The following is a 23,496-nucleotide window of genomic DNA, read 5'->3' as shown; positions in this document are numbered from 1 at the left end:
GGGGGCCCGGCCCCACCCCCCGCCCCCGCCGCCGGCCCGGCGGGCCGGGGGGTCGACCCCCCCCTTGGTTAACCCCCCCCCGGGGGGGGGGGGGGGGCCCCCCCCCCCCCCCCCGCCTCCCTGGTCCTTCCCACACCCGAAGAACGCACCCTCGCCGACCGGTTGACCGCACCCTGAAGCCGACACCAAGGGCGTCGGGCCAGGACTGACGCCACAAACAACGGCAGGCCACCAGGACGGGCTTTCCCGGAAATCCGCAGCACCTTTCCGAGGAAAGCCCCGCAGATTCCCCGAGGAAACCGCCCCTGGGGCGCCACCAACTGGTCTGCGGGGCAGCCGTGGTGTCGATCTGATGTTGTCTTCGGCTTCCGGGAACTGTTCGGCCGCCGGTCGTCTTGTGGTGCTTGCAACCGACACCGAAGGGCACCGAATGACCAACCCGGCCAACGCCGACCACAACCCCCAACACCGCCCCGCCGTCCTCGCCGTCCCCCACCCCGAACCCCTCAACCTCCGCGGCATCACCCTCACCTGCGCCACCTGCAACGCCGCCCGCGACTGGCTCCTGATCCACGTCCAACCCGACCTGGTCTTCGTCCGATGCCGCTGCGCGCACGAGTGGCGGGAACACGATCTGGAGACCGCCGACGTCACCGCCGCCCGCGGCGCCACGGAGGACGAGCACGTGTGGGCGTCCTTCGACGAGATGTACCAGGGACTCGGCTTCGACGGCCTCTTCCGACTGACCTACCTCGATTAGCGATCCCGCCTGGCACTGCTGTTCACCGAGTGAACGGGGAGGTTGTTCACTCACTGAACGGGTGTCTTGTTCACTGAGTGAACAGCATCTCTGTTCAGTCTCTGAACGGCCGCCCTGTTCAGAAACTGAACAGGGAAGTCCCGGTTTACCGAGTAAAGCGACGAGGCTTTCCTCGGTAAACCGGGCTGTCCTTTACTCCGTAAAACTCTCCCAACCCTGCCGTTTGGGGATTGCGGTGAGAGCGGATCGAGTGTGATGGTGATCGCTCGCCGATCGCGTCGATCTTCGATCGGTCCGTGTGCTACGTTCCCAAGTCCAACCGAAAATAGGCGACCCCGGCGATGCGGCAAACATCCCGGGGTCCGGCACCAGGAGCGCTAACTCCCGTGCGAGTCCATCGTACCGAACACGTACGCAACTTCACCGTGCTGCCCAACTGCATGCTGCAGTACCGGCAGCTGTCCTACACCGCCCGCGGCCTGCTCGCGGACCTCCTCTCCCGCCCGGACGGCTGGCGCGAGGACGGTCGGCACATGGCCGACACCAGCCCCCAGGGCCGAGGCGCGATCCGCAAGGCCCTGAAGGAGCTGGCCGACCTCGGCTTCTACCGCGTCGAGAAGATCCGCATGCCGGACGGCACGATCATCACCGAGACCCACGTCTACGACACCCCACAGCTCGCGCTGCCGGGTACCACCCGTCCGGTCTCCGGTGAAGCGACCACCGGCGGTGCTGACGCCCTTGTAAAGGACCTGGTGAAAGAAACCTCCCTCCCTGTCGAGCAGGCCGGGGAGCCGCACCGCACCGACGAGCCGCAGGCGAGACCAGGAGGGCGGGAGGAAGACCCCCAGGAGATCAACGAGCAACCTGTGCCGGACGAGCAGGTCCGCGAGGCTGTCGCCACGCTGTTCCGGGTGATCCGCCCCGAGCCGCGCCTGCGGGTCGGCCAGGCCGAAGCTGAGGAACTCGCGCCCCTCGTCGCGCAGTGGCTGGATCGCGGCGCGACCCAGGCCGACCTCACCCAGGCCCTGCTACCGGGCCTGCCCGCCCCGATGCACTCGGCGGTTGCGGTTCTGCGCTACCGCCTGGAGCGCAAGATGCCGCCCGTACAGGCCCTTGTGCGGCCAGCATCGACCCGGTACGCCGAGTGCGCAAAGTGCCACGACCCGGTGCCCCAGCCGGGCATCTGCCGCCCCTGCGCGGGCCTCGAAACCCGCACGCTCACAGTCGGGGGCGGAGAAGCGGCAACCCGCGCTGGTGCCGCACGAGTCCGGGACGCGATGCGCGCCGCGAAGGCCGCACTGCAGATCAGTCCGGATCCGACGTTCGCCGGGTGAGCCTCGAACGATCGGAGGCGGCGGGGGCGCCGGGCCGGTGCTTCGACTACGGGCGGGGGTGGACCTGGATGACGGCGTGGCGGCCATCGGTGCGCCACGGCGTCCCGGTGCTGTCGAGCCGGGCGACGGTATCGGCGTCGACACCGACGATCACGTCCGACTTCAGCGTCCGCAGCGCCGCGACGGGTGAGGGGAAGTGGCCCGCCGTCTCGGTGAACGAGGTGGCCGGCGGCCAGAGCTGGTCGCCGACCAGGCGGCGGTAGTTGAGGTCGCCCTTGAGGATCGTCATCGCCGCGCCGGTGAACTCGGCCCGGAGATCGGCGGGCATGTCGTGGAAAGGCAGCGGCGCGCAGAAGAACGGGTGTGTGCGGATCACGAGCGCGCCGCTGTTCATCGCTCGCCACAGCCGTTCGCCGATCGTCGCGGCAGCCGCCGTGGTGGCGGTGCGCAGGCGCTCGACGGTGGCGAGGACATCGGCCATCGTCGCGTCCGACACGTAGTACGGCTGTGGCTTCACGTACACGACGACCTGTGCCGCCAGGCCGGAGGCCAGGAGGTGGTCGACCAGCACCAGGTCCGGCAGGAGCTCCCGGCCCGCGTTGTCCGCGATGATGCAGACACGCCCGCCTTCGGCCCGCTCCAGCTCGGCCCAGAGCGACTCGCTGTCGTCGGCCACCAGGTCGGACGCGATCGACCCTCCGGCCTCCGCCGCGATCTGGAAGCTCAGGTCGGCGCGGTTGCCCCAGAGCGCCGAGGAGAGAAGCGTGGCGGCTCGCTTGTCGGTGAAGTCCGAGGGCAGGTCGCCGAGGGCTGCCAGCTCGGCGTCGACGGCCGGGCCGGCGAGTTCGGCGTCCTTGAACGGTGCGAACGGGTCGATGCCCTGCCAAGTCCCGGGCCGGAAGTAGCCGGTGGCTTCGAGCAGCCTGCGGTAGAAGTAGCTCTCGGCCCACAGGAACGGCGCCTCGCCCCACGGCCGTCCGAACAGGGCCTCACCCCACTCCAGCCACTGCTGGTGATCATGGGCACTGGTGCTGAGCGGATGCAGCACACCGTCAGTGCTCTCGGAGAGGAGATCCTCGATCGCTGCCCGCCCGGTAGGCTCGTACGGCAGTGCGTCGAGCACCTGCTGGATGAGCTTCGGGTGCCGCTCGTGGAAGACGTTCCGGGCGAACGAGCCGGGGGTGCCGCTCAGGATCACGGGTGCGCTGGGCATGCTCAGATTCGTCCTTCTCCTCGGCTGTCGGCGGGTCCCGCCACATGATCCACGGTCTGCCCGTGATGGAGCTGCAGCGACGCAGGGCCGGCCGCGCTCCCGACGAGCACGCGACCCGTACCTGGGTCGGCGGCGGCGCAGTTCAGCGTCGCGTCGACGCGTGCCTCGGCGAGTTGGTGCTGGTGGCTGAGCGACCAGGCCCGCACGGTTCCGTCCGCCGCAGCCGACAGCAGCCGGTCAGGATCGTCGCCGAAGGCCATCATGAGGACCCGGCCGACGTGTCCGGACAGGTGAGCGGTGAACTGGCCGGTCCGGACGTCGCGGACATGGATCTCCCCAGTGCCCGACCCCACCGCGAGATGGGCGCCCGCGGCATCGACGGCGATCGACCGCGCCCATCCTCCGGGGTTCACGAACCGGCTGAGGTGTCGGCCCGTGCGCGAATCCCAGAGGTGCACGGAGCCGTCGCCGCCGCTCGCCGCGAGCAGGTGTCCCTCGGCGTCGAACGCCAGCGACCGCACGCGGCCGGCATGGGCCTGCTGCTCCCACACCAGCGCTCCGGAGGGGAGGTCCCAGCACCGGATGTGCCCGTCGCCGGTGCTGGCGGCGAGCCGGGTGCCGGACCGGGCCACCGCGACGCTCCAGCTCCGGGTGACGTCGTCGTTGAGCCGCAGGGCCCAGCTCTCGTCGTCGAGGGACCAGACGTGGACTGAGCCGTCCCCGCAGGCCGCCGCGACGTACCTGCCACCGGTGGCCACCGACCACACCCGGCCCGCGCTGCCCAGCAGTTCGCGGCGCGACGCTGCGGTGGGCAGGTCCAGGAGTTCGACGTGGCCGTCACCGTGGCCGACGGCGCCGAGACCGCCGTCGGACGTGATGTGGGTGGACCAGACCGTGTTCGAGCCTTCGGCCACTGTGTGGAGCCCGTCGGGTTCCGACTTCGTCCACAGCCGCAGGGCGCCGTCCTCGCAGCCGGCGACGACCGTGCCGTCGGCTGCGCAGGCCAGTGCCCGGACCCAGTCGACGCCTGGCGGCATCTGAACCTCGCCGACCGGCCCGCTAGCGTCGAACGCCCGGACGACGGCGTCTTCGGTTGCGGCGAGGAGGAGGTCCGACTGGCTGTCGAGGACCACTGAGCGGACACGTGCGGGAAGGTCGTCCACCCGCCGGACCTGGTTAAGCCTGCCGCCGCTGGTGTCCCAGAGGACCACGGAGCGGTCGCCCGAGCCCGAGGCGAGGAGCCCGCCGGTGGGGGAGAAGGCCACCGACCGGACCCAGTCGCGGTGACCCGCCTTCTCGTCGAGGAGCGCGCCGGTCGCCAGGTCGTAGAGGCGGACGAACTCGTCCTCGCCCGCTGCGGCCACGACCCGCGCTGCGGCGTCGACGGAGACCGTCCACAGTGGCGTTCCGCAGGTCGCCATCGAGTGACTGAGGCTCAGTTCCTCGACCTTCCAGACCCGCACGTTCCCGTCTTCGGCCGCTGACAGCAGGTACCGGCCGTCCGGGGTGAAGCTGAGGCAGCGGACCCGGCGGTCGTGACCGGCGAGGATTCCGAGAGCTCTTCCCGTGCGGGGGCTCCAGAGGCGGATCAGGCCGTCCTCGCCCGCCGAGGCCAGCAGCGCGCTGTCATGCGTCAGGGCAGTGGCGAACACCCAGCCGGTGTGGGCGTGAAAGGCGTGGACCAGGGTGCGCGAGGCGAGGTCCCAGACCCGGACGGCGCCGTCCTCCCCGCCGGAGGCGATGAGGCCCGCAGCGGTCGCGACCGAGACGACGGCGCCCACGTGGCCGTGCTCCACTGCGGCGGCCCGGGCCCACGAGGTCTGGAAGCCGACTGCGTCGGCGGTCTCCGTGGTGCTGCCGGACGGTAGGTCGCCCGCCCGTACGAGGGCGAGGGTCAGCGTCGATGCCATGTCCTGCGGCGTTCGGAGCCCGTGCAGCAGGTATCCGGCCCCGGTCAGCGTGCCCGCCCGGTGCCAGTCCCGGTGCCGGGGGTGTGACTCGGCCCGGAAGGGTTCGACGGTCCCGAGGACTATGGCGTCGGCCGCCAGGGACTGGCTGCCGATGGTCGCGGCCTTGCGCGCCACGTACGAGGTGGACGACAGCAGGTCCACCAGCTCGTCATCGAGTCCGGCCTCGTGCAGGTGGTACGGCAGTTGCTGCCACATGTAGGGGTGGGACGCCGGCAGCTGAGACCAGTCCGCGGCACCGGCGCTGCGGTAGGAATCGATCAACGAGGCGTGCAGAGTTTCCCACTGACCGCCCACCATGTGCTTCAGATAGGAGCGGAACACGTCGTGCAGGACCACCGCGTCCCGGCCGGCCAGATACGCGCTGATCAGCGAGCGGTCGGCCAGGATCCGGCAGAACTGGCGGACGGCGCTGGCCGACCAGCCGTGGGACGTGCCCCACCAGTGGGTGAGCACGCTCAAGGGCACCGGGAGCGTGGCAGGGAAGACCGCCAGGGAGAGGTAGCGCTCGCGCAGCGACGAGCCGCCGGTGATCCGTACGCCCTCGTCGAGACTGCGCAGACTGGCGGTGATGGCGTGGCCGATCGCGTTGGAACGCTGGTCCACGTCCCAGACGTCGAACGCCTGTGGGCCGTGGGCGTGCAGTGCCTGCCTGGCCTCGGTGACGGCCCGTTCGGCCGAGGCTCCCGCGGCCAGGTCGGAGGAGACGTTGGAGCCGACCACGGTGGCCAGTAGCGGCCACCCGCCGCACAGGGCCGCCAGCCGGTCGGCGGCCGGCCGGGTCAGGCGGGAGACGGATCGGGTCAGCAGCTCGCTGATCTCCGGAGCCGACATCGGGCCGAGCCGCAGCACCTGGGCCGTCGACGGGCAGGTGCGGATGTTCCTCGTGGTCACGAGGCGGGTGCAGGATGGCGCGCCGAACAGGAACGGAGCCAGGTCCGCCGCCGACCAGACATTGTCGATGACGAGCAGCACCCGCCTGTCCTGCAGCACACGGGCCAGGTGGAAGCCGGCCTGCTCGGGGTCGGTGAGTGCGGGACGTGTGCCGTCGACGTGCACGCAGAGATCGGAGATCAGCTCCACGACGCGGGCCGCGGTGCAGCCTTCTCCCGTCTCCACCCAGAGGATCTCGGGGAACAACTCCCGGACACCGGGGTCCTCGCACACCTGCGTGACCAGGGTCGTCTTGCCGAAGCCGCCGGGTCCGCACACCGCCAGGACGGGGCTCCTGCCGGATGCGTTTGCCTCGGCCAGCAGGGAGATGACGCTGTCGAAGTCTTCGGATCTGTGTACCAAGCCGGGCTCCGGAGGTGGCGCTAGGACGTAACTTCCCGCAGTGGTCGCTCGATGACGGGCGTGCCCGTCGAGGAGCTGTCGGAAGCGGTCCACAGCGTCGGGGTCCGCCCGGTCGAGGACTGTGTCGAGCAGTGCCTGCGAGTCGGTCACGGGGAACAGGTGCTCCCCGCCGGCCTCCCACTTGGACACCGTCCGGTCGCTGACACCGAGGTGGGCTGCGAAGCCGCGGACGGTCATCCGTAATGCCTCACGGAGAGCCTTGGCCTCACGACCTGACCAACGCTGCACCGTGCCCACTCGACCCCCTGCAATCGGTACTGACGACGCTAGCAGCCTATTCCGAGGCGTCCCGGGTCGTACGGCCAATGGTTCAGCACGGGTTCAGCACGAGTACCACAGCCGCGACGAGTGGTGATCGACTCGCACTCCGGTACCGCCCGACTGGGTTCGGTGCCGGTTCTACGGCGGTGCGACGCGCGGACCTACGCCGGAACGGGCTCCGGCGGGCAGGCTTTCAACAGCTCCTCAACCTCCGGCTTTCGGCCGGCAGAGCCGTTGGAGAAGCCCCCACTTGGTAATTCGATCACCGGCCTCGGCCCATCGCCGTCGCCAGTGACGGAAGGGAACTGATGGACAGCACCCTGACCCGCCCGGAACAGAGCCCGATCGCCACTGCGACGCCTGCCGGATGGCGGCCCACCGCCGTGATCCTGGACCTCTTCGGAACTCTGGTTCCGGCCCCGGACGACCGCGAGCGAAGCCATGCCGCGCGGAGGATCGCCGCCGAACTGCACGTGCCGGACCACATCGCCGACCAGGTACTCGGCGGCAGTTGGCTGGCTCGGCACGACGGCACCCTGAGCACGCCCACCGAGATCGCCGCGCATCTCGCCGAACAGTGCGGGGCACCGGCTGAGTACGTCCCCCAGGTGGAGTCGGTACTCCGACAGCTGGCGCCCCGACGGTTGCGTGCCGAGCCGTCAGTGCTGGAGAGCCTCCACACGCTGCGGCGGTCCGGCATCCGGCTGGCGCTGCTGAGCGACGCGGCCCCCGACATCGCCGAGGCGTGGCACCACTCCGAACTCTCCGAACAGTTCGACGTGGCGCTGTTCAGCTGCCGCGAGGGCGCAGTGAAGCCGACCCGGCACCTGTACGCGCGGGTCGCCGAGCGCCTCGGGCACGCTGCGGATTCGGTGCTGTACTGCGGCGACGGTGGTGGCAACGAACTGCTCGGGGCCCTGCGCTGCGGAATGCGGGCGGTGCGGGTGGAACGACGGGGCGGCACGGACACGCTGGCCTTCGGCGACCACGGACAGCCCTGGCCGGGCGTCACGCTCAAGTCCGTCGAGGCCCTGCCGACCTGGTTGGGCGTCTCGAACTCGAACTGGCAGGAAGTCCGGTGACCGGCGTTGGCACGCTCGTCTGGGAAGCTCAGCGCAGGGAGCCGGACAGTCCGCTACGCCTCGCGCCTGTGCGTCGCGCCGCACTGCCGGCAGACACCGGGACGGCAGACGTCCGGGTGCGCTTCTCGGCATTGTGCGGGAGCGACACCAGCAAGCTCTGCTCGGACTCCTGGGGCGGACCGATACCCGAAGGGTGGGTGCCCGGCCACGAGGTCGTCGGCATCGACGACACCACCGGGAACTGGGTCGCGGTCAACCCGCTGGTCGGGTGCGATGCATGTGCCGAGTGCGTCCTGGGCCGCATCCACCTGTGCCCCGGCCTGCGGCGCATCGGCTGGGACCTGCCCGGCGGCCTGGCCGAGTCCGTTCGCGTTCCCGTACGGAACGCCGTGCCGCTGCCTGCTGGAGCACCTGATCCGGTTGTGTTCGTCCTCGCCGACCCGGTGGCGGTCGCCCTGCACGGCGTGCGGTGCGGCCTGCAAGCACCACCCTCCAGTGGCACGAGCCGCCTCGGGGTCATCGGCGCCGGCACCCTGGGCATCTGCACCGCAGTCGTCGCGGCCCGAGCCGGATGGGACGTCCTCCTCACCACTCGCAGGCCGGACCACGAAGCTCGGCTCCGGACCCTGTTGGCGGGCACCTCCGTCACCGTCTGCCCGGCTCCAGGTCTCCCTGCGGGCGCGTGCGACGCGGTGGTCGACGCGGCTTCTGGGCACTCGCCCGCGCCGCTGCTCCAGGCGCTCGAGGCGGTACGGGAGGGCGGCACGGTCCTCGTTCAGAACGCCTACGCCCCGCAGGTGCAGCTGCCCACCCCGGTGCGCGAGGTGTTCCGACGCTCACTCACCGTCCGGGGCTCGTACTCCTACTGCCGCGCGAACGACTGCGACGACTTCCGGGACGCCCTCCACCTGCTCGACCAGGACGCGGACAGCGCGTGGGCCACGGCCCTCATCTCCACCCGCTACCCGCTCGCCTGGCTGCCCGACGCCCTGGACGCGCTCCGCCCCGACGCTGCGCGCCGACCGCTGAAAGTACTGCTCACTTCCCGTAGCTGACTTCACCCCTAGGAGCTCCGCGATGCACTCGCCCCCCGTCCCGATCCCCGACCTCGTGCACCTGGTCAACTCACCCGACGACATTTCCCCGGCCGAGGTCCACAACGGTCTGCTGCACCTGCTCCGGCTACCCGCCGGCCCGCCCCGTGACGTGATGCTCGGCAGCGTGCTGACCGCCCTACTCCTTCGCGGACCGCGCCCTGCCGAGGTGGAAGCCGCGATCCGGGCCGCCCGCGCGCTGGACCGCAGCGCTGGGGAGCCCCTGATGCCGCCGCTGGGGATGCGCCTGGTCGGCTACACCGGCAGCGGAAAGAAGACGTACAAGACGATCAACATCAGCTCGGCTGCCGCGCTGGTCGCCGCGGCGGGCGGCGCGCACATCGCAAAGCTCGGCTCGCGCAGCGCCTCCTCCAAGACCGGTTCCCGGGACTTCATGGACGTGGTGGGTGCGCGGTGCGAGCATCTCTCGCCGCAGGCCATGGTGGACATCGCGGGGGAGTGCGGCTTCGGGTTCTTCTCCATCGAGCACCGGGTGCCGGAGTTCGACCGGCGCTACGGGCAGCGGTTCCAGGCCGTGCACGCCCTGAGCCTGGGCTTCCCCGCCCTGCTGAGCCCGGTGGCCTGCCACGGCTTCGTCTACGGCCTGTCCCACCCGGCCGTCCAGGTGTCCGCGCGACTGCTGCACCGACTCGGCCTCGGTGACGTCACCGTGGTCAACTCCTCCCCCGTGCGCGGCAGTCAGGTCGACGAGCTGATTCCCGGCGGTACCGTCCGCGTCTGCCGCCTGACCGCTGGCCAGGAGGACCTGGATTTCGCACGCGCCGTCGGCGAGGCCAGCGGTGTCGTGGGCCCGGTCGGTGGCCTCGGCTCCCTGGCACAGCGCGCCGATCCGCGCGCGAACGTCGCCGCCATCGTGCATCTCCTCGCCGGCCGGGCCTCGGCGGTGGCCCGGCGCACCGTCGCCCTGAACGCGGCTGTCCTGATGGTGACCGCCGGCGCCGCCCCCACCTTGCGGGCTGGGCTGGCCACCGCGCTCGCCGTCGTGGACGACGGCGCCGCCCTGCACACCCTGCGCCGTTTCGTGTTCCTCACGGGCGGTGCCCCACGCACGGTCGACGCCCTCTTACGACTGCCCTCGGACCACCGTCCGGCCTCCGACAGGGAGACGACCGCATGCTGACCCACGAAGAACTCGCCATCGTGCACCTGGTCCTCAACACCGACTGCAACGCCTGGGACTTGCCGAAGACGGCCGGTTCCCCAGGGGTGTGCCGCTTCTGCTACCGCGAACGTAACCGGGTGCACACCGACGAGGCCACCGTCCGCCGCGTCATCGACCGCGTCCGCGCCGAGTCGGAGGCGCGGAGGATCGTCTTCACCGGCGGCGACCCCGTCATGCCGTACGACAACCACCTGGAGCCCGCGCTCCAGCACGCCCAGGCCGCCGGCTTCGAGACCAACCTGCACACCAACGGCCTGCTGCTCGCCGACCGCTACGCCGGACTGCGCGACCACGTCACCCTCTACTCCCTGGCCGTGGACGGCCCCGACGAGCAGAGCGCCGACTGGTTCCGCGGCGACGGCTACTTCACCACCTTCCGGGCCAACACCGCCCTGCTCGCGTCCGACCGGCGGCGCCTCGCCTTCAACACCTTCACCACCGCCGTTTCGCTGGCCGCCCTCCCCAGCCTCGCCGAGATCATCACCGGTCTGGCTGCCAGTACGCCGGTGGAGTACTGGCTGATCTCCCAGTACCGGCCGATCGGCCGCGCGAACTCCCGCAAGGCCGACCTCTATGCCTACGACCGCGAGGCGTTCACCCAGGCCGTCGCCCACGTCCGCGACCTGCTGTCCGGCACCGGCATCCAGGTGTACGACCAGCCGACCCGGGCTGCCGAGGACGCCTATCCCTTCCGGGTCTGGGTCCTGGCCGACGGCACCGTCACCGCCGATCTCGGCAGCGTCGCCGCGCCCCGCAACACCGTCCTCGGCAACCTCCTCGCCGACGGCTTCGAGCCCCTCGTCCGCCGGGCCTTCGCATCGCGCTCCACTACCGACACCTCCACTACGACCTCCCCGGACAAGGAAGTGACCGCACCGTGAAGTTCGACTCCGCGTACTACGACGACGTCATCGCCCGCCACAACTACGAGCGCATCGCTCCCGAGACCACTGCTGCCGCCAGCGACAACGTCGCCCCGGAGGCCGATGCCGAACCCGCCCTCGGCGCCATCGACTTCCCGCTCGCCGACCTGAGCCCGGACGACCTGCGCACCAAATGGATGTGCCACACCGGAGCCCGGGACTTCGCAACCGCCGTCGCCGACGGGAAGCCCGCCACCGTGACCACCGGCGTCGGCCTCGGCGGCCCGCCGCACGCCGGCACCGTCTTCCAACTCCTGCGCGCCGTCACGCTCCAGCAGCACGGACTGCACGTCCAGATCGTGCTCGGCGACCTCGACTCCTACAACGCCCGCCGCACCCCGCTGGCCGATGTCCGCCGACTGGCCGACCAGTACGAGGAGTTCGTCCGCCGGCTCGGCTTCGACGAGCAGCGCGGAGTCCTGCGTCGCCAGGAGGGCAACGCCGACGTCCTGGCCACGGCCTTCCTGCTCTCCCGCCACCTGGACGACGCCGACTTCACCTGGGCCGAGGAGGACCTCTCCGGCCTCTACCGCAACCACGGTGTCTTCGACCACCTCACCTACGGCATGAAGCAGGCCACCCTCCTCATGGCCGCCGACTTCGTCCACCTGCTCGCCCAGGACCGCCACGTCCTGGTCTCCCTCGGCGTCGACGAGCACAAGTACGTGGCGCTCGCCCGGCGCGGAGCCGAACGCTGGGGTCTGCCCGCCGACCGCCTCTCCGGCATCTACACCAAGATGATCCCCGGCCTCGGCGGCCTTCCCAAGATGAGCAAGAGCATCCCCGGCTCCGGCATCACCGCCGCCATGCCGGCCGACGACATCCGCACCCTGCTCGCAGCCGACACCGACTCCGGACCGGACGACGACACCTCCGCTCTGCTCCAGATGTTCGCCTGCCTGCCCGAGACCGGCGGCCACGCCTACGACCTGGCCGCCGAAGCCCGCCGCACCGGCGGCCACCGCTGGCGCGAACTCCGCGAGGAGCTCACCGAGCGCCTGGTCGGCATCTTCTCGCTCTGGCCCCAGCTGTGACACGACCGAAGGAGTTCACTGTGTCCACGACTCCCGCGCTGTCCCCTGCGTCAGCCCCGGCGCCGTACCCCGTTCTCTCCCGTCAGCCCCTCGGCGACGCCACCACCCACCACATCCGGGCCGGCTACCGCCACCGGACCACCGTGGAGTACTTCACCGACACCACCGACGACGACATCACTTGGCAGCCCGACGTCTACCCCTACGCCGCCACCCTCGCCGAGCACTCCGGCCTCAACACCCTCATCGACCTCGGCTGTGGCCGCGCCGGCAAACTCGCCGCCCTGGCCTCCGAACGCCCCGACTGGACGTACATCGGCGTCGACTTCGGCGACAACCTCACCTGGTGCCGCGAGAACCACGCCTTCGGCCAGTGGATCGACGCCGACCTGGAGAAGACCGAATACCTCCCGCTCGCTCCCGATCTCCTGCGACGCTCCGTCGTCGTCTGCTCCGACGTCATCGAACACCTCCTCGACCCGCTCCCGCTCCTCGCGCTCACCCGCAACCTCCTGTCGGACGGCGCCTCCGTCGCCGTGTTCTCCACCCCCGCCCGCGAGTTCCGCAGCGGCTACGACGCCCCCGGGCCGCCCCGCAATCCCAGCCACGTCCGCGAGTGGGCCAGCGACGAGTTCCAGGCCCTCCTGCGCGCCCGCGGCTTCGAGATCCACTACGGCGGCGTCACCCGAAGCGACGACGCCTCCCACGGCCTGTCCACCCAGCTCGTCACCGTCGGCCTGCCCGAGGTCCGCCGATGACCATCGCTTCCCCGACCTCCGGCCTTCGGGTCGTCCACCTGCCCGCTCGCACCCCCTACGCCCGCAAGCTCCACGGCCCTGGCATCCGCGCCCTGAACACCGCGCCCGAGCCCACCGAGATCCGCCACGGCCTCGTCGTCCCCGCCGACGTCACCGCTTCCTGGATCCTCGACCACACCCCGCTGGACTGGCTCGACGTCCTCCACCTCCACCACATCGACCTCGAAGCCCCCGCCGTCCTGGAATGCCTTCTCGACGCCTGCGCCACCGCCGGCGTCCGCGTGGTCTTCACCGCCCACGACACCCGCCCCATGTTCGGCGGCGACAGCGACGGAGCCGACGCCTTCATCACGCGCCTGCGCTTGCTCCTCGCCGCCGACGTCCCCTGGATCTGCCTTACCGAAGGCTCTCGCGCCGACCTTGCCGCCCTGCTGGGCACCGAGCCTCCCGCCACCGTCATCCCGCATGGCTACGTCGTACCGCCCGACACCCTCCGCCACCGCGAACGCCTCCCCGGCACCGGCGTCCGCGCCCTCCTCTACGGGGCTACCCGCGCCAACCGCGACCAGATCTCACCCGTCGTCAACTGGTCACTTGCCAACAGCGACCCCGCCCACACCCTGCACCTCCTCCTGCGCGCCGCCAGCCCCGCCGACTTCACCCGCACCACCCCCAACCCGCTCCCCGTGATCCTGGACACCGCCCGACACGACCCCCGCATCCGGATCACGATGCGCCCGTACCCCACCGACGCCGACGTCCTCGACGCCGCCCTCGCCAGCGACCTGCTACTGCTCCCCTACCTCTGGGGCACCCACTCCGGCCAACTGGAACTCGCCTTCGACCTCGGCCTCACCCCGGTCTGTGCCCGCATCGGTCACCTCGCCGAACAACACCGTCTCCACCAGCGGCACGACCAGGCCATCCCCCAACCCGAATGGTTCGACTGGACCACCGGCCACCCCAACCTCTTCGGCGAACGCTTCCTGACCGCCCTGGAAGCCGCGACCGCCCGCACAGCCGCAACCCCGCGCCGCCTCGACCACGACTTCCTCGACTACCGCGCCCAGGAGCACAAGGACATCCTCACCGCCCACCTCGCGCTCTACGAAGGCGGCCACCGATGACGAACGCTCCACTGCCCCGGATCTCCTGCGTGATCCTCTGCCACAACTACGGCCGCTACCTCGACCGTGCCATCACCAGCTGCCTCGAGCAGGAGCCCGGCAACTACACCCTCCACGAGATCCTCGTCATCGACGACGGTTCCACCGACAACACCCCCGAGATCTGCCGCCGCCACCAGGACCACGTCCGCATCGTGCGCCGCCCCCAGCGAGGGTTCGCCCAGACCCTCACCGACGCCATGCTCCTCGCCGAGGGCGACTGGATCGCCCCACTCGACGCCGACGACTGGTTCCACCCCGCCAAACTCCGCACCTGTGCCGACGCCATCACCCCCGACCGCCTCCTGATCGACCACTGGGAGACCGTCGTCGGCACCGACGGCCGCCCACTGCTACCCGAGCCCCACCCCGGCGGCAACACCAGCACCCTCCTCGTCCGCCGCGACGCCGCCAGCACCCTCCTCCCCGTCACCAACGAGATCCACTTCCACGCGCTGCGCGACGCCGGCCACGGCCACACCCTGCCCGAGCCCCTCGTGAACTACCGGCTCCACCCGGCGAGCATGACCGACCGGACCCTCAACGGTTCCTCCCAGCATTACCGCGCCGACGTTTGCGCCGACCTCGCCCACCGTCTCATCGCCCTCACGGCCATCCCGCCCACCTGGGCCACCGCGGCTTCCCTGCGCCGTATTGCCCACCGCTACCGCGCCCGTGCCGCCAGCCACCGCGTGGAAGCCCACCTCCAGCAAGGCCACCGCCTCCACGCCTTTCGCCCTCTCTCCGCGATGTTTTACCACTCCCTCCGCAGCCGCGGGCCGTTCACCGCTTGGCTTCGCACCCTCGCCAGCGTCGCCCGCGACCGCCCGCTCGCCCCACCTCCGCCGGCCCCGGCAACCGTCCCCACCCCGACGATTCCACCGCCGCCCAGCCGCAGCGCAGTGTGACTAAGCAAATGCGGCGCCGCATCGCGATGCTAAAATCGCGTGCTTCCCTCATACCCGCTGGCCAGGCCAGCCGACAGACCCAGGAGCGTAACGACGCCATGAGCCGTCTCAGCGAGTCCGTAATCCGCGCCATGGAGATCCTCAAGGGATCGGACCTGGCCGCGGACTATACGGTCGCCCGGCTCTTGGAAGAGACGTATAGCCGCCGCTCGCTGGACCTGTCCGACCTCTCCCCGGCCGAACAGGCCGCGCTGGTCGAAGGCCGCGCGATCAACGTCATCCCCTCCGCGTCCGCGCTCGCGGAGAAGATCACTGCCGCCCAGGCAGAGGGCCGTCCGCTCGTGGTCAAGTACGGCATTGACCCGACGTCCCCGGACGTCCACCTGGGCCACTCGGTGCCGATCATCATCGCGTCCCGCTTCCAGCGCATGGGACACCACGTCGTCTTCATCATCGGAGACGTCACCGCCAAGATCGGAGATCCGTCCGGCCGCTCCTCCGAGCGGCCGGCGCTCACCGACGCCGACATCGCCCACAACCTCAGCGGTTACCAGCAGCAGGTCACGCCGTTTATCGATTTCACGCGCGCCGACCTCCGCTTCAACGGCGAGTGGCTGAACAAGGTCAGCCTCCCCGAACTGGTGAGCATCCTGGCCCATGTCCCGGTCTCGATGACCCTCCAGCGCGAGGACTTCCGTAGCCGCCTCGCCGCCGGCGACGGCCTGTCGGTCGCCGAGTTCGTCTACTCCGTCGTCATGGCCCTCGACTCCGTGGCCATCGACGCGGACGTCGAGCTCGGCGGTGTGGACCAACTCCTGAATCTCCAGATGTGCCGCAAGGTCATGGAGATCCGCGAGCAGACCCCCGAGGTCATCATCACCACCCCGCTCATCGAGGGCACTGACGGCACCGGCGCCAAGATGAGCAAGTCCAAGGGCAACTACGTCGGACTCTCCTCCTCCCCGGACGAGATCTTCGGCCGCGTGATGTCCATCCCCGACCACCTCATCGAGCCCTACCTCAAGCAGCTCACCGAGTGGACCGACGAGGAGATCTCCACCGTCACCGCGCGCGTGGCCGACGGCACCGCGCACCCCATGGCCGTCAAGCGCATCCTCGCCGGCGAGGTCACCGCCACCCTTCACGGCCTGGAGGCCGCCGAGGCCGCGCGCGCCGAGTTCACCGCCCGCTTCTCCAAGCGGACCTTCGGTGAAGCGCAGAACCTCCCGGCCATCTCCCTCAAGGAGCACGCCGAGACCTCTCTGGTCACCCTGCTCACCCAGGTCCTGGGCTTCGCCCCCAGCAACTCCGCCGCCCGCCGCGTCGCCGCCCAGAACGGCCTCCGTCTCATCGCCGAAAGGGCGGACGGCGAACAGCACACCACCCAGCTCGACCAGGACGCCACCCAGCAGCCGCTGTCCGCTCTCATCAGCCAGGCCGACGTCGACGGGGAAGCGACCTTCTATCTCAAGGCAGGCCGAAAGATCGCCCGCATCGACGCGTGACGAAACGTGGCGTGGTGGTGGGAGCCGGGCTTGCCCCACCACCACGTCCTTTCGGTGACGGCCCAACGTCACAAGGTGCCATCGGCCCCCGTTGCTGGGCAGCCGACGATCAAGGGCAAGGCCGACGACGGCTGCTTCGTGCATCCAGCCGATCTCGACTGGTGTGACAGCCACCCCAGCATGCGCCAGCAGATCGGCGACTACGTCGCTGGCACCTGCCCGTACCTCGGCTGACGCGCCAGCTCCGTCGACAGCTGGACCTTGCTCGCACTTCCGGGCACGACTGTCTGTGGACTCCGCTAACCTGCTTTAGGTGATTACGGGTGAGCTGAAGAGCAAGATCGACCGACTGTGGGACGCCTTCTGGTCCGGAGGGATCTCCAACCCGCTGGAGGTGATCGAGCAGATCACCTACCTGATGTTCATCCGGCGCCTCGACCTGCTGGAGCAGGCCAAGGAGAACAAGGCCAGTCGCACCGGGCGACCCGCCGAGAACGCGATCTACACGGACGAGACTCAGGTCCTGCGTTGGTCGCGGTTCGTCAACGAGTCTCCCGAGAACATGCTTGCCCGCGTGGGCGACGGCGTCTTCCCCTGGCTGCGCACGCTGGGCGGTGATGACTCCACCTACGCGCACCACATGAAGGACGCCCGCTTTACCATCACCACCTCGAACCTGCTCGCCAAGGCCGTCGACATGCTGAACGACATCGACATGGGCGACAAGGACACCAAGGGCGACCTGTATGAGTACATGCTCGGCAAGATCGCCACAGCTGGGCAGAACGGCCAGTTCCGTACGCCCCGGCACATCATCCAGCTGATCGTCGAGATGATGGCCCCGGCGCCGGGCGACGAGATCTGCGACCCGGCGTGCGGTACGGCCGGGTTCCTGGTCGCGTCTGCGGAGTACGTGGAGCGCACGCACCGCGAGGCGCTGTTCGAGCCGGCCCAGCGACAGCACTTCAACGAGAGCATGTTCCACGGCTTCGACTTCGACAGCACTATGCTCCGCATTGGCAGCATGAACATGCTGCTGCACTCGGTTGAGAACCCCGACATCCGCTACCGCGACTCGCTCGCCCAGAGCGCCGCGGGCGAAGCCGACCGCTACTCGCTCATCCTCGCCAATCCGCCCTTCGCTGGGAGCCTCGACTACGACGCGACGGCGGCCGATCTCCAGAAGGTCGTCAAGACCAAGAAGACCGAGCTGCTGTTCCTCGCCCTGTTCCTGCGCCTGCTCAAGCCGGGCGGCCGGGCCGCAGTCATCGTGCCAGAGGGGGTGCTGTTCGGCTCCAGCAAGGCCCATAAGGACCTGCGGAAACTGCTGGTCGAGGGCCACAAGCTGGACGCGGTGGTGAAGCTGCCGGGTGGTGTCTTCAAGCCGTATGCGGGGGTCTCCACGGCGATCCTGTTCTTCACCAAGACCAACAGTGGCGGCACGGACAACGTCTGGTTCTACGAGGTCACGGCGGACGGCTGGACCCTTGACGACAAGCGCACGCCACTCCTGTCGGCGGATAGGCTCGGGCCGCTTGTCGCCGATGGCGAGCTGAGCGAGGACGAGCGCGCGAAGAACAACCTGCCCGACGTGCTGGCGCGGTGGCGTCGCCGAAATGGAAGCGAGCAGGAGCGCGCGCGGACCGAGCAGAGTTTCTGCGTCCCCAAGGCCGATATCGCGGTCCAGGGGTACGACCTAAGCCTCAACCGATACAAGGAGATCGTCCACGAGGAGGTCGAGCACCGCACACCGGACGAGGTCATGGACGAATTGGAGCGGATCGAGACGGAGATTCAGAAGAGCATGTCCGAGCTGAAGGGGCTGCTGGGATGATTCGCGAAGTAGCCAAGCTCGGAGATATTGCCACATTCATTCGCGGCATCACGTTCAAGCCGGATGACGTAGTGCCTTCCGGTACGCCCGGGTCGGTTCAGTGCATGCGCACGAAGAATGTGCAGGCCGAGATTGATCTTTCTGACGTATGGTCTGTCGATTCTAGGTTCGTAAAGCGCACAGAACAGTATCTCCAAGCTGGCGATCTGCTTGTTTCCAGTGCCAATAGCTGGAACCTGGTGGGGAAGTGCTGCTGGGTGCCCGAGGCGGCGAGCGGTTCGACCTTCGGAGGGTTCATTTCGGTTCTCCGGCCGGACCGGGAGAGAGTGGATCCTCGCTATCTCTATCGCTGGTTTGCGTCGGACCGGATCCAAGCCACAGTCCGCAGCTTTGGTCGACAGACCACTAACATTTCGAACCTTGATTTTGCACGGTGCCTGAGCCTTCCCATCGCGCTGCCCTCATTGAAGGAGCAGCAGCGGATCGCGCAGGTGCTGGACCATGCGGCCGCGGTGCGGGCCAAGCGTCGCGAGGCCATTGCCCTCCTCGACGACCTTACTCAGTCCGTCTTCATCGACATGTTCGGAGACCCTTCGAGAAACCCCTACGGCTGGCCCGCCAGGAAGATGCAGGATTTGCTTGACGGGTCGCTCCGGAATGGTCTTTCTCCAGCCACTGGCGGAACCGTTCAAGCGAAGGTGCTGACGCTCTCGGCAATTACCGGAAAGCGGTTCGATGCGACGGCATTCAAGGTGTCGGGATTCAAGTCCACTCCTCCGCGCGAGCAGTCGGTGTGTTCCGCCGATTTCCTAATCTGTCGGGGAAATGGAAACTCAGGCCTGGTGGGACGTGGCCATTTCCCCCCATTTGATATGCCTGACGTCACGTACCCGGATACGATTATTTCCCTGCGGCCGTCGAGCCTTCTAAGGCCCGGATACCTGCAGTGCGTCTGGAACTCCGGCCTGGTCAGGCGGCAGATCGATTCGTCTGCACGCACCACGAATGGAACCTTCAAGATTAACCAGAAGGGGATCGAATCGGTGTCGATCCCCGTGCCCCCGCTGGACTTGCAGGAATTGTTCGAATCCAGGATCGCCCCCATCACTGATCTTCAGAAGACTCAGGCATCCCATCTCGCCGAACTGGACAGCCTGTTCGCCTCGCTCCAGCACCGCGCCTTCCGAGGCGAACTCTAGCCAGCGGTCCACTACCTGAAAGCGGCATCGCCGCCCAACGCCACCCTCCGCCCGCACCAGCGAAAGGTCATCACCGTGAGCAACTTCGGGTTCCTTCAGGCCGAGTGGCCGGAGCTTCACAGTGAGGCGCTCCGCGCCGAGCGGCTTGCCCACGCGGACCCGCGGGCGTCCGTTTTTTATGCACGGCGGGTGCTGGAGCTTGCGCTGACATGGCTGTTCGATGCGGACGACGCGCTCAAGCTGCCCTACCAGACCGACCTGGCTGCTCTGATAGCCGAGCCGACGCTGGTCAAGGCGGCCGGCCCGGCGATCCGGGCGAAAATGGACGTGATCCGCCGTCAGGGTAACGTCGCCGTGCACCGCAAGACGCCCGTCGCGCCGAAGGACGCGGTGCGTACGGTCGCCGAGCTGTTCCACGTCGTGTACTGGATGGCCCACACCTACACCCTCGACCAGGCCAACCTTCCTGCGCCCGCCGTCGCATTCGACACGGCGCTGATCCCGCGGCCGGTCCCGGCCGAGGTACGGATCGCCAAGCAGGCCGAGCTGAAGGCACTGGCGGAGAAGTACGCAGCACAGGATGCCGCTTTGGCAGCCGAGCGGAAGAAGAACCAGGACCTCGACGCCGAGATCGTCGAGCTGCGCACGCAGATCAAGGCAGCCAAGGCAGCGAACGAGGCTCACCCGGACACCCATGACTACAACGAGGCCGAGACCCGCGCCCTGATCATCGACCTCCTCCTCAAGGAGGCCGGCTGGGCGTTGGACCAGCCGCAGGACCGCGAGTACTCGGTTACCGGACTGCCGGAGTCGGCGTCCCCTTCGGGAAAGGGCAAGGTCGACTACGTTCTGTGGGACGACGACGGCAAGCCCCTCGCCCTCGTCGAGGCCAAGCGCACCACCCGCGACCCGAAGCAGGGCAAGCACCAGGCCAAGGTCTACGCGGATGCTTTGGAGGCGCAGTTCAAGCAGCGGCCGGTGATCTTCTACACCAACGGCTACCACACGTACCTCTGGGACGACCTGAACTACCCGCCTCGTGAGGTCCAGGGCTTCTACACCAAGGATGAGCTGCGTCTCCTGGTTCAGCGCCGCGCTGGCCGCCGCACCCTCGCGCAGCTTCCGATCAACGAGCAGATCGCCGGGCGCCACTACCAGGCTCGGGCCATCCGGCGGATCGCCGACTCGTTCGAGAAGGACTCGCTGCGCCAGGCCCTGCTCGTGATGGCGACCGGCTCCGGCAAGACACGCACTGTTATCGCCCTGAGCGACCTGATGATGCGTGCTAACTGGGCCAAGCGCGTGCTTTTCCTCGCTGACCGTAAGGCGTTGGTGAAGCAGGCCACCAACGCCTTCAGGGAGCACCTGCCCGGGGCCCCTGTCGTCGACTTGTTGAACGAGAAGGACCCCAACGCCCGGGTCTTCGTGTCGACCTACCCCACGATGATGAACCTGATCAACCAGACCGATGCCACTGGCCGCCGCCTCTTCGGCCCCGGCTTCTTCGATCTGATTGTCATCGACGAGGCGCACCGCTCGATCTACCAGAAGTACGGCGCGATCTTCGACTACTTCGACGCCCTGCTGGTCGGCTTGACTGCCACGCCCAAGGACGAGATCGACCGCAACACCTACCGCCGTTTCGAGCTGGAGGACGGCGTTCCCACCGACGTCTACAGCCTGGACGAGGCCGTGGCCGAGGGGTACTTGGTCGCCCCGCGCGCCGTCGACGTGCCACTGGGCTTCCAACGCCGTGGCATCAAGTACGACGACTTGTCCGACGAGGACAAGGAGAAGTGGGACGAGACGGAGTGGAGCGAGGACGGCGACGTCCCCGACGAGATCACGACCGACGAGCTCAACAAGTACCTTTTCAACGACGACACCGTCGACAAGGCCCTTCAGGTACTGATGACCCACGGCCTCAAGCTCGACGGCAACGACAAGCTCGGCAAGACCATCATCTTCGCCGCCAACAACCTGCACGCCGAGTTCATCGCCGAGCGTTTCGACAAGAACTACCCACACCTCAAGGGCGCCTTCGCGCAGGTCATCACCTACCGCAAGGAGTACGCGCAGAGCTTGATCGACGACTTCTCCGATTCCTCGAAGGTCCCTCAGATAGCCATCTCTGTCGACATGCTGGACACCGGCATCGATGTCCCCGAGGTGGTCAACCTGGTCTTCTTCAAGCTGGTGCGCTCCAAGACCAAGTTCTGGCAGATGATCGGCCGTGGCACCCGCCTCGCACCGGACCTCTACGGTCCCAACAAGAGCAAGGACGGATTCCTGGTCTTCGACCTGTGCCAGAACATCGAGTTCTTCAACCAGAACCTGATGCGTGCCGAGGGTAAGCTCTCCCCCTCGCTCAGCCAGCGGATCTTCGAACGCCGAGCCGACCTGCTCCTCGCTCTCGATGGTGCATCGGGCTCCGGCCGGGACGCGGGCTTGGGGCTGGCCGTGCGCCCGGAGTCCGACGGCACGACCACTGAGGTCGGCCTGCGTTGGGACCTCGCCACCCGGCTGCACGACGAGGTCACGGCAATGAACCCGGAGAACTTCCTCGTTCGCCCGCAGCGCGAGTTCCTCGACACCTTCACCGACTTCGACGCGTGGCTCAGTTTCACACCGGACGCCCACGGCCAGGTCGTCGACCACCTGGCCGGGCTCCCGACAGGCTTCCGAGACAAGGACGACGCCGGCGAGGAGGCCAAGCGCTTCGACCTGCTCGCGCTCCGCCTCCAGCTCGCTATCGTGAACGGCGATCCAGGCTTCACCCGCATGCGGGACCAAGTCCAGGAGATCTCTTCCACCCTTCTCAACCAGCTGAACATCCCCGCGATCAAGGCTCAGCAGCTCCTGCTTGACGATGTCGCGGGCGACGAGTGGTGGCAGGACGTCACCCTGCCCATGCTGGAGACCATGCGTCGCCGCCTGCGGGGCCTCGTCCGCCTGATGGACAAGATCAAGCGCAACATCGTCTACACCGACTTCGAGGACGAACTCGGCGAGTTGACCGCTGCAACCCTGAACGGAATGGAGGTCGGCACCGACCTCACCCGCTTCGAGCAGAAGGTCCGCATCTACCTCAACACGCACCAGGACCAGCTCGCCGTCCAGAAGGTCCGGCGCAACAAGCAGATCACCGCCCTGGACCTGTCCGGGCTGGAAGAGATCTTCATCGAAGCCGGCCTCGCCACCACCGCCGACATCGACCACGTCAAGGACACCAATGGCGGCCTCGGGCTCTTCCTCCGCTCGCTGACCGGCCTGGAGCGGGACGCCGCAGCCTTGGCCTTCGATATGTTCCAGCAGGGAAAGACCTTCACTGCCAACCAGCTCCGCTTCGTCAACGAGCTGATCGACTACCTGGCCCGCAATGGCACGATCGATGTGGCCGCGCTCTATGAGGCCCCGTTTACGGCCATCGCCCCGACTGGCCCCGAAGCGATCTTCCATGAGTCGGACGTGGACGCCATGGTGACCACCATCCACTCGATCCGTTCCACCGCCGTCGCCGCCGACAGTGTGGCCTGACCATTCACGTAGGAGAGACAGTGGCGCCGCAACAGAGCGATCAGCAGGACAACTGCCTGGGCACCGGGCGGAGCGGTCGTCTGGACTTCAGCGCGCCTGGGGACGACTGGTACGTCATCTGCCCTGTGTGCGGAACGAAGTGGGCAGGCGGCAGCGACACCATCGAACCGCACAAGGAGTGGCGCGCACGCTGACCGTGGTGCAGCCGAACATCCTGGTTTGCCCACTCAGCCCCGGTCGGGTCTCACAGCATCCGGCCGGGGCCAACTGTGCCCCCTTTGCCGAAGCCGCTCAGCGTGACCAACTCCCCGTTACGGTGGGGCTTGTGAAGGTCTTCTTCGCTCCCCACCTCGATCCGGGCAGACTTGCTGCAGCGGGT

At 68.5% G+C, this 23,496-nt stretch carries 17 protein-coding genes; 15 read left to right on the top strand and 2 right to left on the bottom strand.

The window, feature by feature from the left end; genetic code table 11:
* The first annotated feature begins 430 nt into the window (after positions 1 to 430).
* Both ACFV61_RS02705 and ACFV61_RS02700 read left to right on the top strand, forming a co-directional pair.
* A complete protein-coding gene (locus ACFV61_RS02705) occupies positions 431 to 760 on the top strand; it encodes a hypothetical protein (RefSeq protein WP_380489685.1) in 330 nt (109 codons plus the stop codon).
* A gap of 386 nt (positions 761 to 1,146) precedes the next feature.
* Positions 1,147 to 2,097, top strand: a complete 951-nt coding sequence (locus ACFV61_RS02700) for a hypothetical protein (protein WP_380489683.1) — start codon at positions 1,147 to 1,149, stop codon at positions 2,095 to 2,097.
* Between the two features lie 46 nt (positions 2,098 to 2,143).
* On the opposite strand, the gene ACFV61_RS02695 is transcribed toward ACFV61_RS02700, so the two are convergent.
* On the bottom strand, positions 2,144 to 3,310 hold the full coding sequence (locus tag ACFV61_RS02695) for a damage-control phosphatase ARMT1 family protein (protein WP_380489681.1): 1,167 nt from the start codon (positions 3,308 to 3,310) through the stop codon (positions 2,144 to 2,146).
* A gap of 2 nt (positions 3,311 to 3,312) precedes the next feature.
* Entirely contained in the window at positions 3,313 to 6,861 is a 3,549-nt protein-coding gene (locus ACFV61_RS02690) for an NB-ARC domain-containing protein (protein ID WP_380489711.1), read from the bottom strand.
* Between the two features lie 341 nt (positions 6,862 to 7,202).
* Here ACFV61_RS02690 and ACFV61_RS02685 point away from each other — a divergent pair, with 341 nt between their 5' ends.
* The 13 genes from ACFV61_RS02685 (at position 7,203) to ACFV61_RS02625 (ending at position 23,117) form a co-directional block, all read left to right on the top strand.
* Positions 7,203 to 7,976 carry an HAD family hydrolase gene (locus ACFV61_RS02685; protein ID WP_380489679.1) on the top strand — a complete coding sequence of 258 codons (774 nt, stop codon included), beginning with the start codon at positions 7,203 to 7,205 and terminating at the stop codon, positions 7,974 to 7,976.
* Between the two features lie 68 nt (positions 7,977 to 8,044).
* Entirely contained in the window at positions 8,045 to 9,031 is a 987-nt protein-coding gene (locus tag ACFV61_RS02680) for a zinc-binding dehydrogenase (RefSeq protein ID WP_380489677.1), read from the top strand.
* A 22-nt stretch (positions 9,032 to 9,053) separates the two neighbouring features.
* Positions 9,054 to 10,211 (top strand): hypothetical protein, encoded by a 1,158-nt coding sequence (locus ACFV61_RS02675; protein WP_380489676.1) that lies wholly within the window; start codon positions 9,054 to 9,056, stop codon positions 10,209 to 10,211.
* The gene (locus ACFV61_RS02670) at positions 10,205 to 11,134 is read left to right on the top strand and encodes a radical SAM protein (RefSeq protein ID WP_380489674.1); all 930 of its coding nucleotides are present in this window, start codon (positions 10,205 to 10,207) and stop codon (positions 11,132 to 11,134) included. Before ACFV61_RS02675 ends, ACFV61_RS02670 begins: the two co-directional genes overlap by 7 nt.
* Positions 11,131 to 12,210 carry a hypothetical protein gene (locus ACFV61_RS02665; RefSeq protein ID WP_380489672.1) on the top strand — a complete coding sequence of 360 codons (1,080 nt, stop codon included), beginning with the start codon at positions 11,131 to 11,133 and terminating at the stop codon, positions 12,208 to 12,210. The genes ACFV61_RS02670 and ACFV61_RS02665 overlap by 4 nt, the downstream gene beginning before the upstream one ends.
* Positions 12,211 to 12,230: 20 nt before the next feature.
* Positions 12,231 to 12,968 (top strand): methyltransferase domain-containing protein, encoded by a 738-nt coding sequence (locus tag ACFV61_RS02660; protein WP_380489670.1) that lies wholly within the window; start codon positions 12,231 to 12,233, stop codon positions 12,966 to 12,968.
* Complete coding sequence (locus ACFV61_RS02655; RefSeq protein WP_380489668.1) at positions 12,965 to 14,095, top strand: hypothetical protein; 1,131 nt, start codon at positions 12,965 to 12,967, stop codon at positions 14,093 to 14,095. Before ACFV61_RS02660 ends, ACFV61_RS02655 begins: the two co-directional genes overlap by 4 nt.
* Positions 14,092 to 15,042, top strand: a complete 951-nt coding sequence (locus tag ACFV61_RS02650; protein WP_380489666.1) for a glycosyltransferase family 2 protein — start codon at positions 14,092 to 14,094, stop codon at positions 15,040 to 15,042. Before ACFV61_RS02655 ends, ACFV61_RS02650 begins: the two co-directional genes overlap by 4 nt.
* A gap of 98 nt (positions 15,043 to 15,140) precedes the next feature.
* Complete coding sequence (gene tyrS, locus ACFV61_RS02645) at positions 15,141 to 16,547, top strand: tyrosine--tRNA ligase (RefSeq protein WP_380489664.1); 1,407 nt, start codon at positions 15,141 to 15,143, stop codon at positions 16,545 to 16,547.
* 30 nt (positions 16,548 to 16,577) lie between these two features.
* Positions 16,578 to 16,781, top strand: a complete 204-nt coding sequence (locus ACFV61_RS02640; RefSeq protein WP_380489662.1) for a hypothetical protein — start codon at positions 16,578 to 16,580, stop codon at positions 16,779 to 16,781.
* 79 nt (positions 16,782 to 16,860) lie between these two features.
* Positions 16,861 to 18,381 (top strand): N-6 DNA methylase, encoded by a 1,521-nt coding sequence (locus ACFV61_RS02635; RefSeq protein ID WP_380489660.1) that lies wholly within the window; start codon positions 16,861 to 16,863, stop codon positions 18,379 to 18,381.
* Entirely contained in the window at positions 18,378 to 19,580 is a 1,203-nt protein-coding gene (locus ACFV61_RS02630) for a restriction endonuclease subunit S (protein WP_380489658.1), read from the top strand. Before ACFV61_RS02635 ends, ACFV61_RS02630 begins: the two co-directional genes overlap by 4 nt.
* A gap of 75 nt (positions 19,581 to 19,655) precedes the next feature.
* The gene (locus tag ACFV61_RS02625; protein ID WP_380489656.1) at positions 19,656 to 23,117 is read left to right on the top strand and encodes a DEAD/DEAH box helicase family protein; all 3,462 of its coding nucleotides are present in this window, start codon (positions 19,656 to 19,658) and stop codon (positions 23,115 to 23,117) included.
* Positions 23,118 to 23,496: the final 379 nt, after the last annotated feature.

The organism is Kitasatospora sp. NPDC059817, from assembly GCF_042731835.1.
Taxonomy (GTDB): domain Bacteria; phylum Actinomycetota; class Actinomycetes; order Streptomycetales; family Streptomycetaceae; genus Kitasatospora.
Note: the sequence above shows the minus strand (reverse complement) of the source record. Positions and strands in the feature narration are given on the sequence as shown.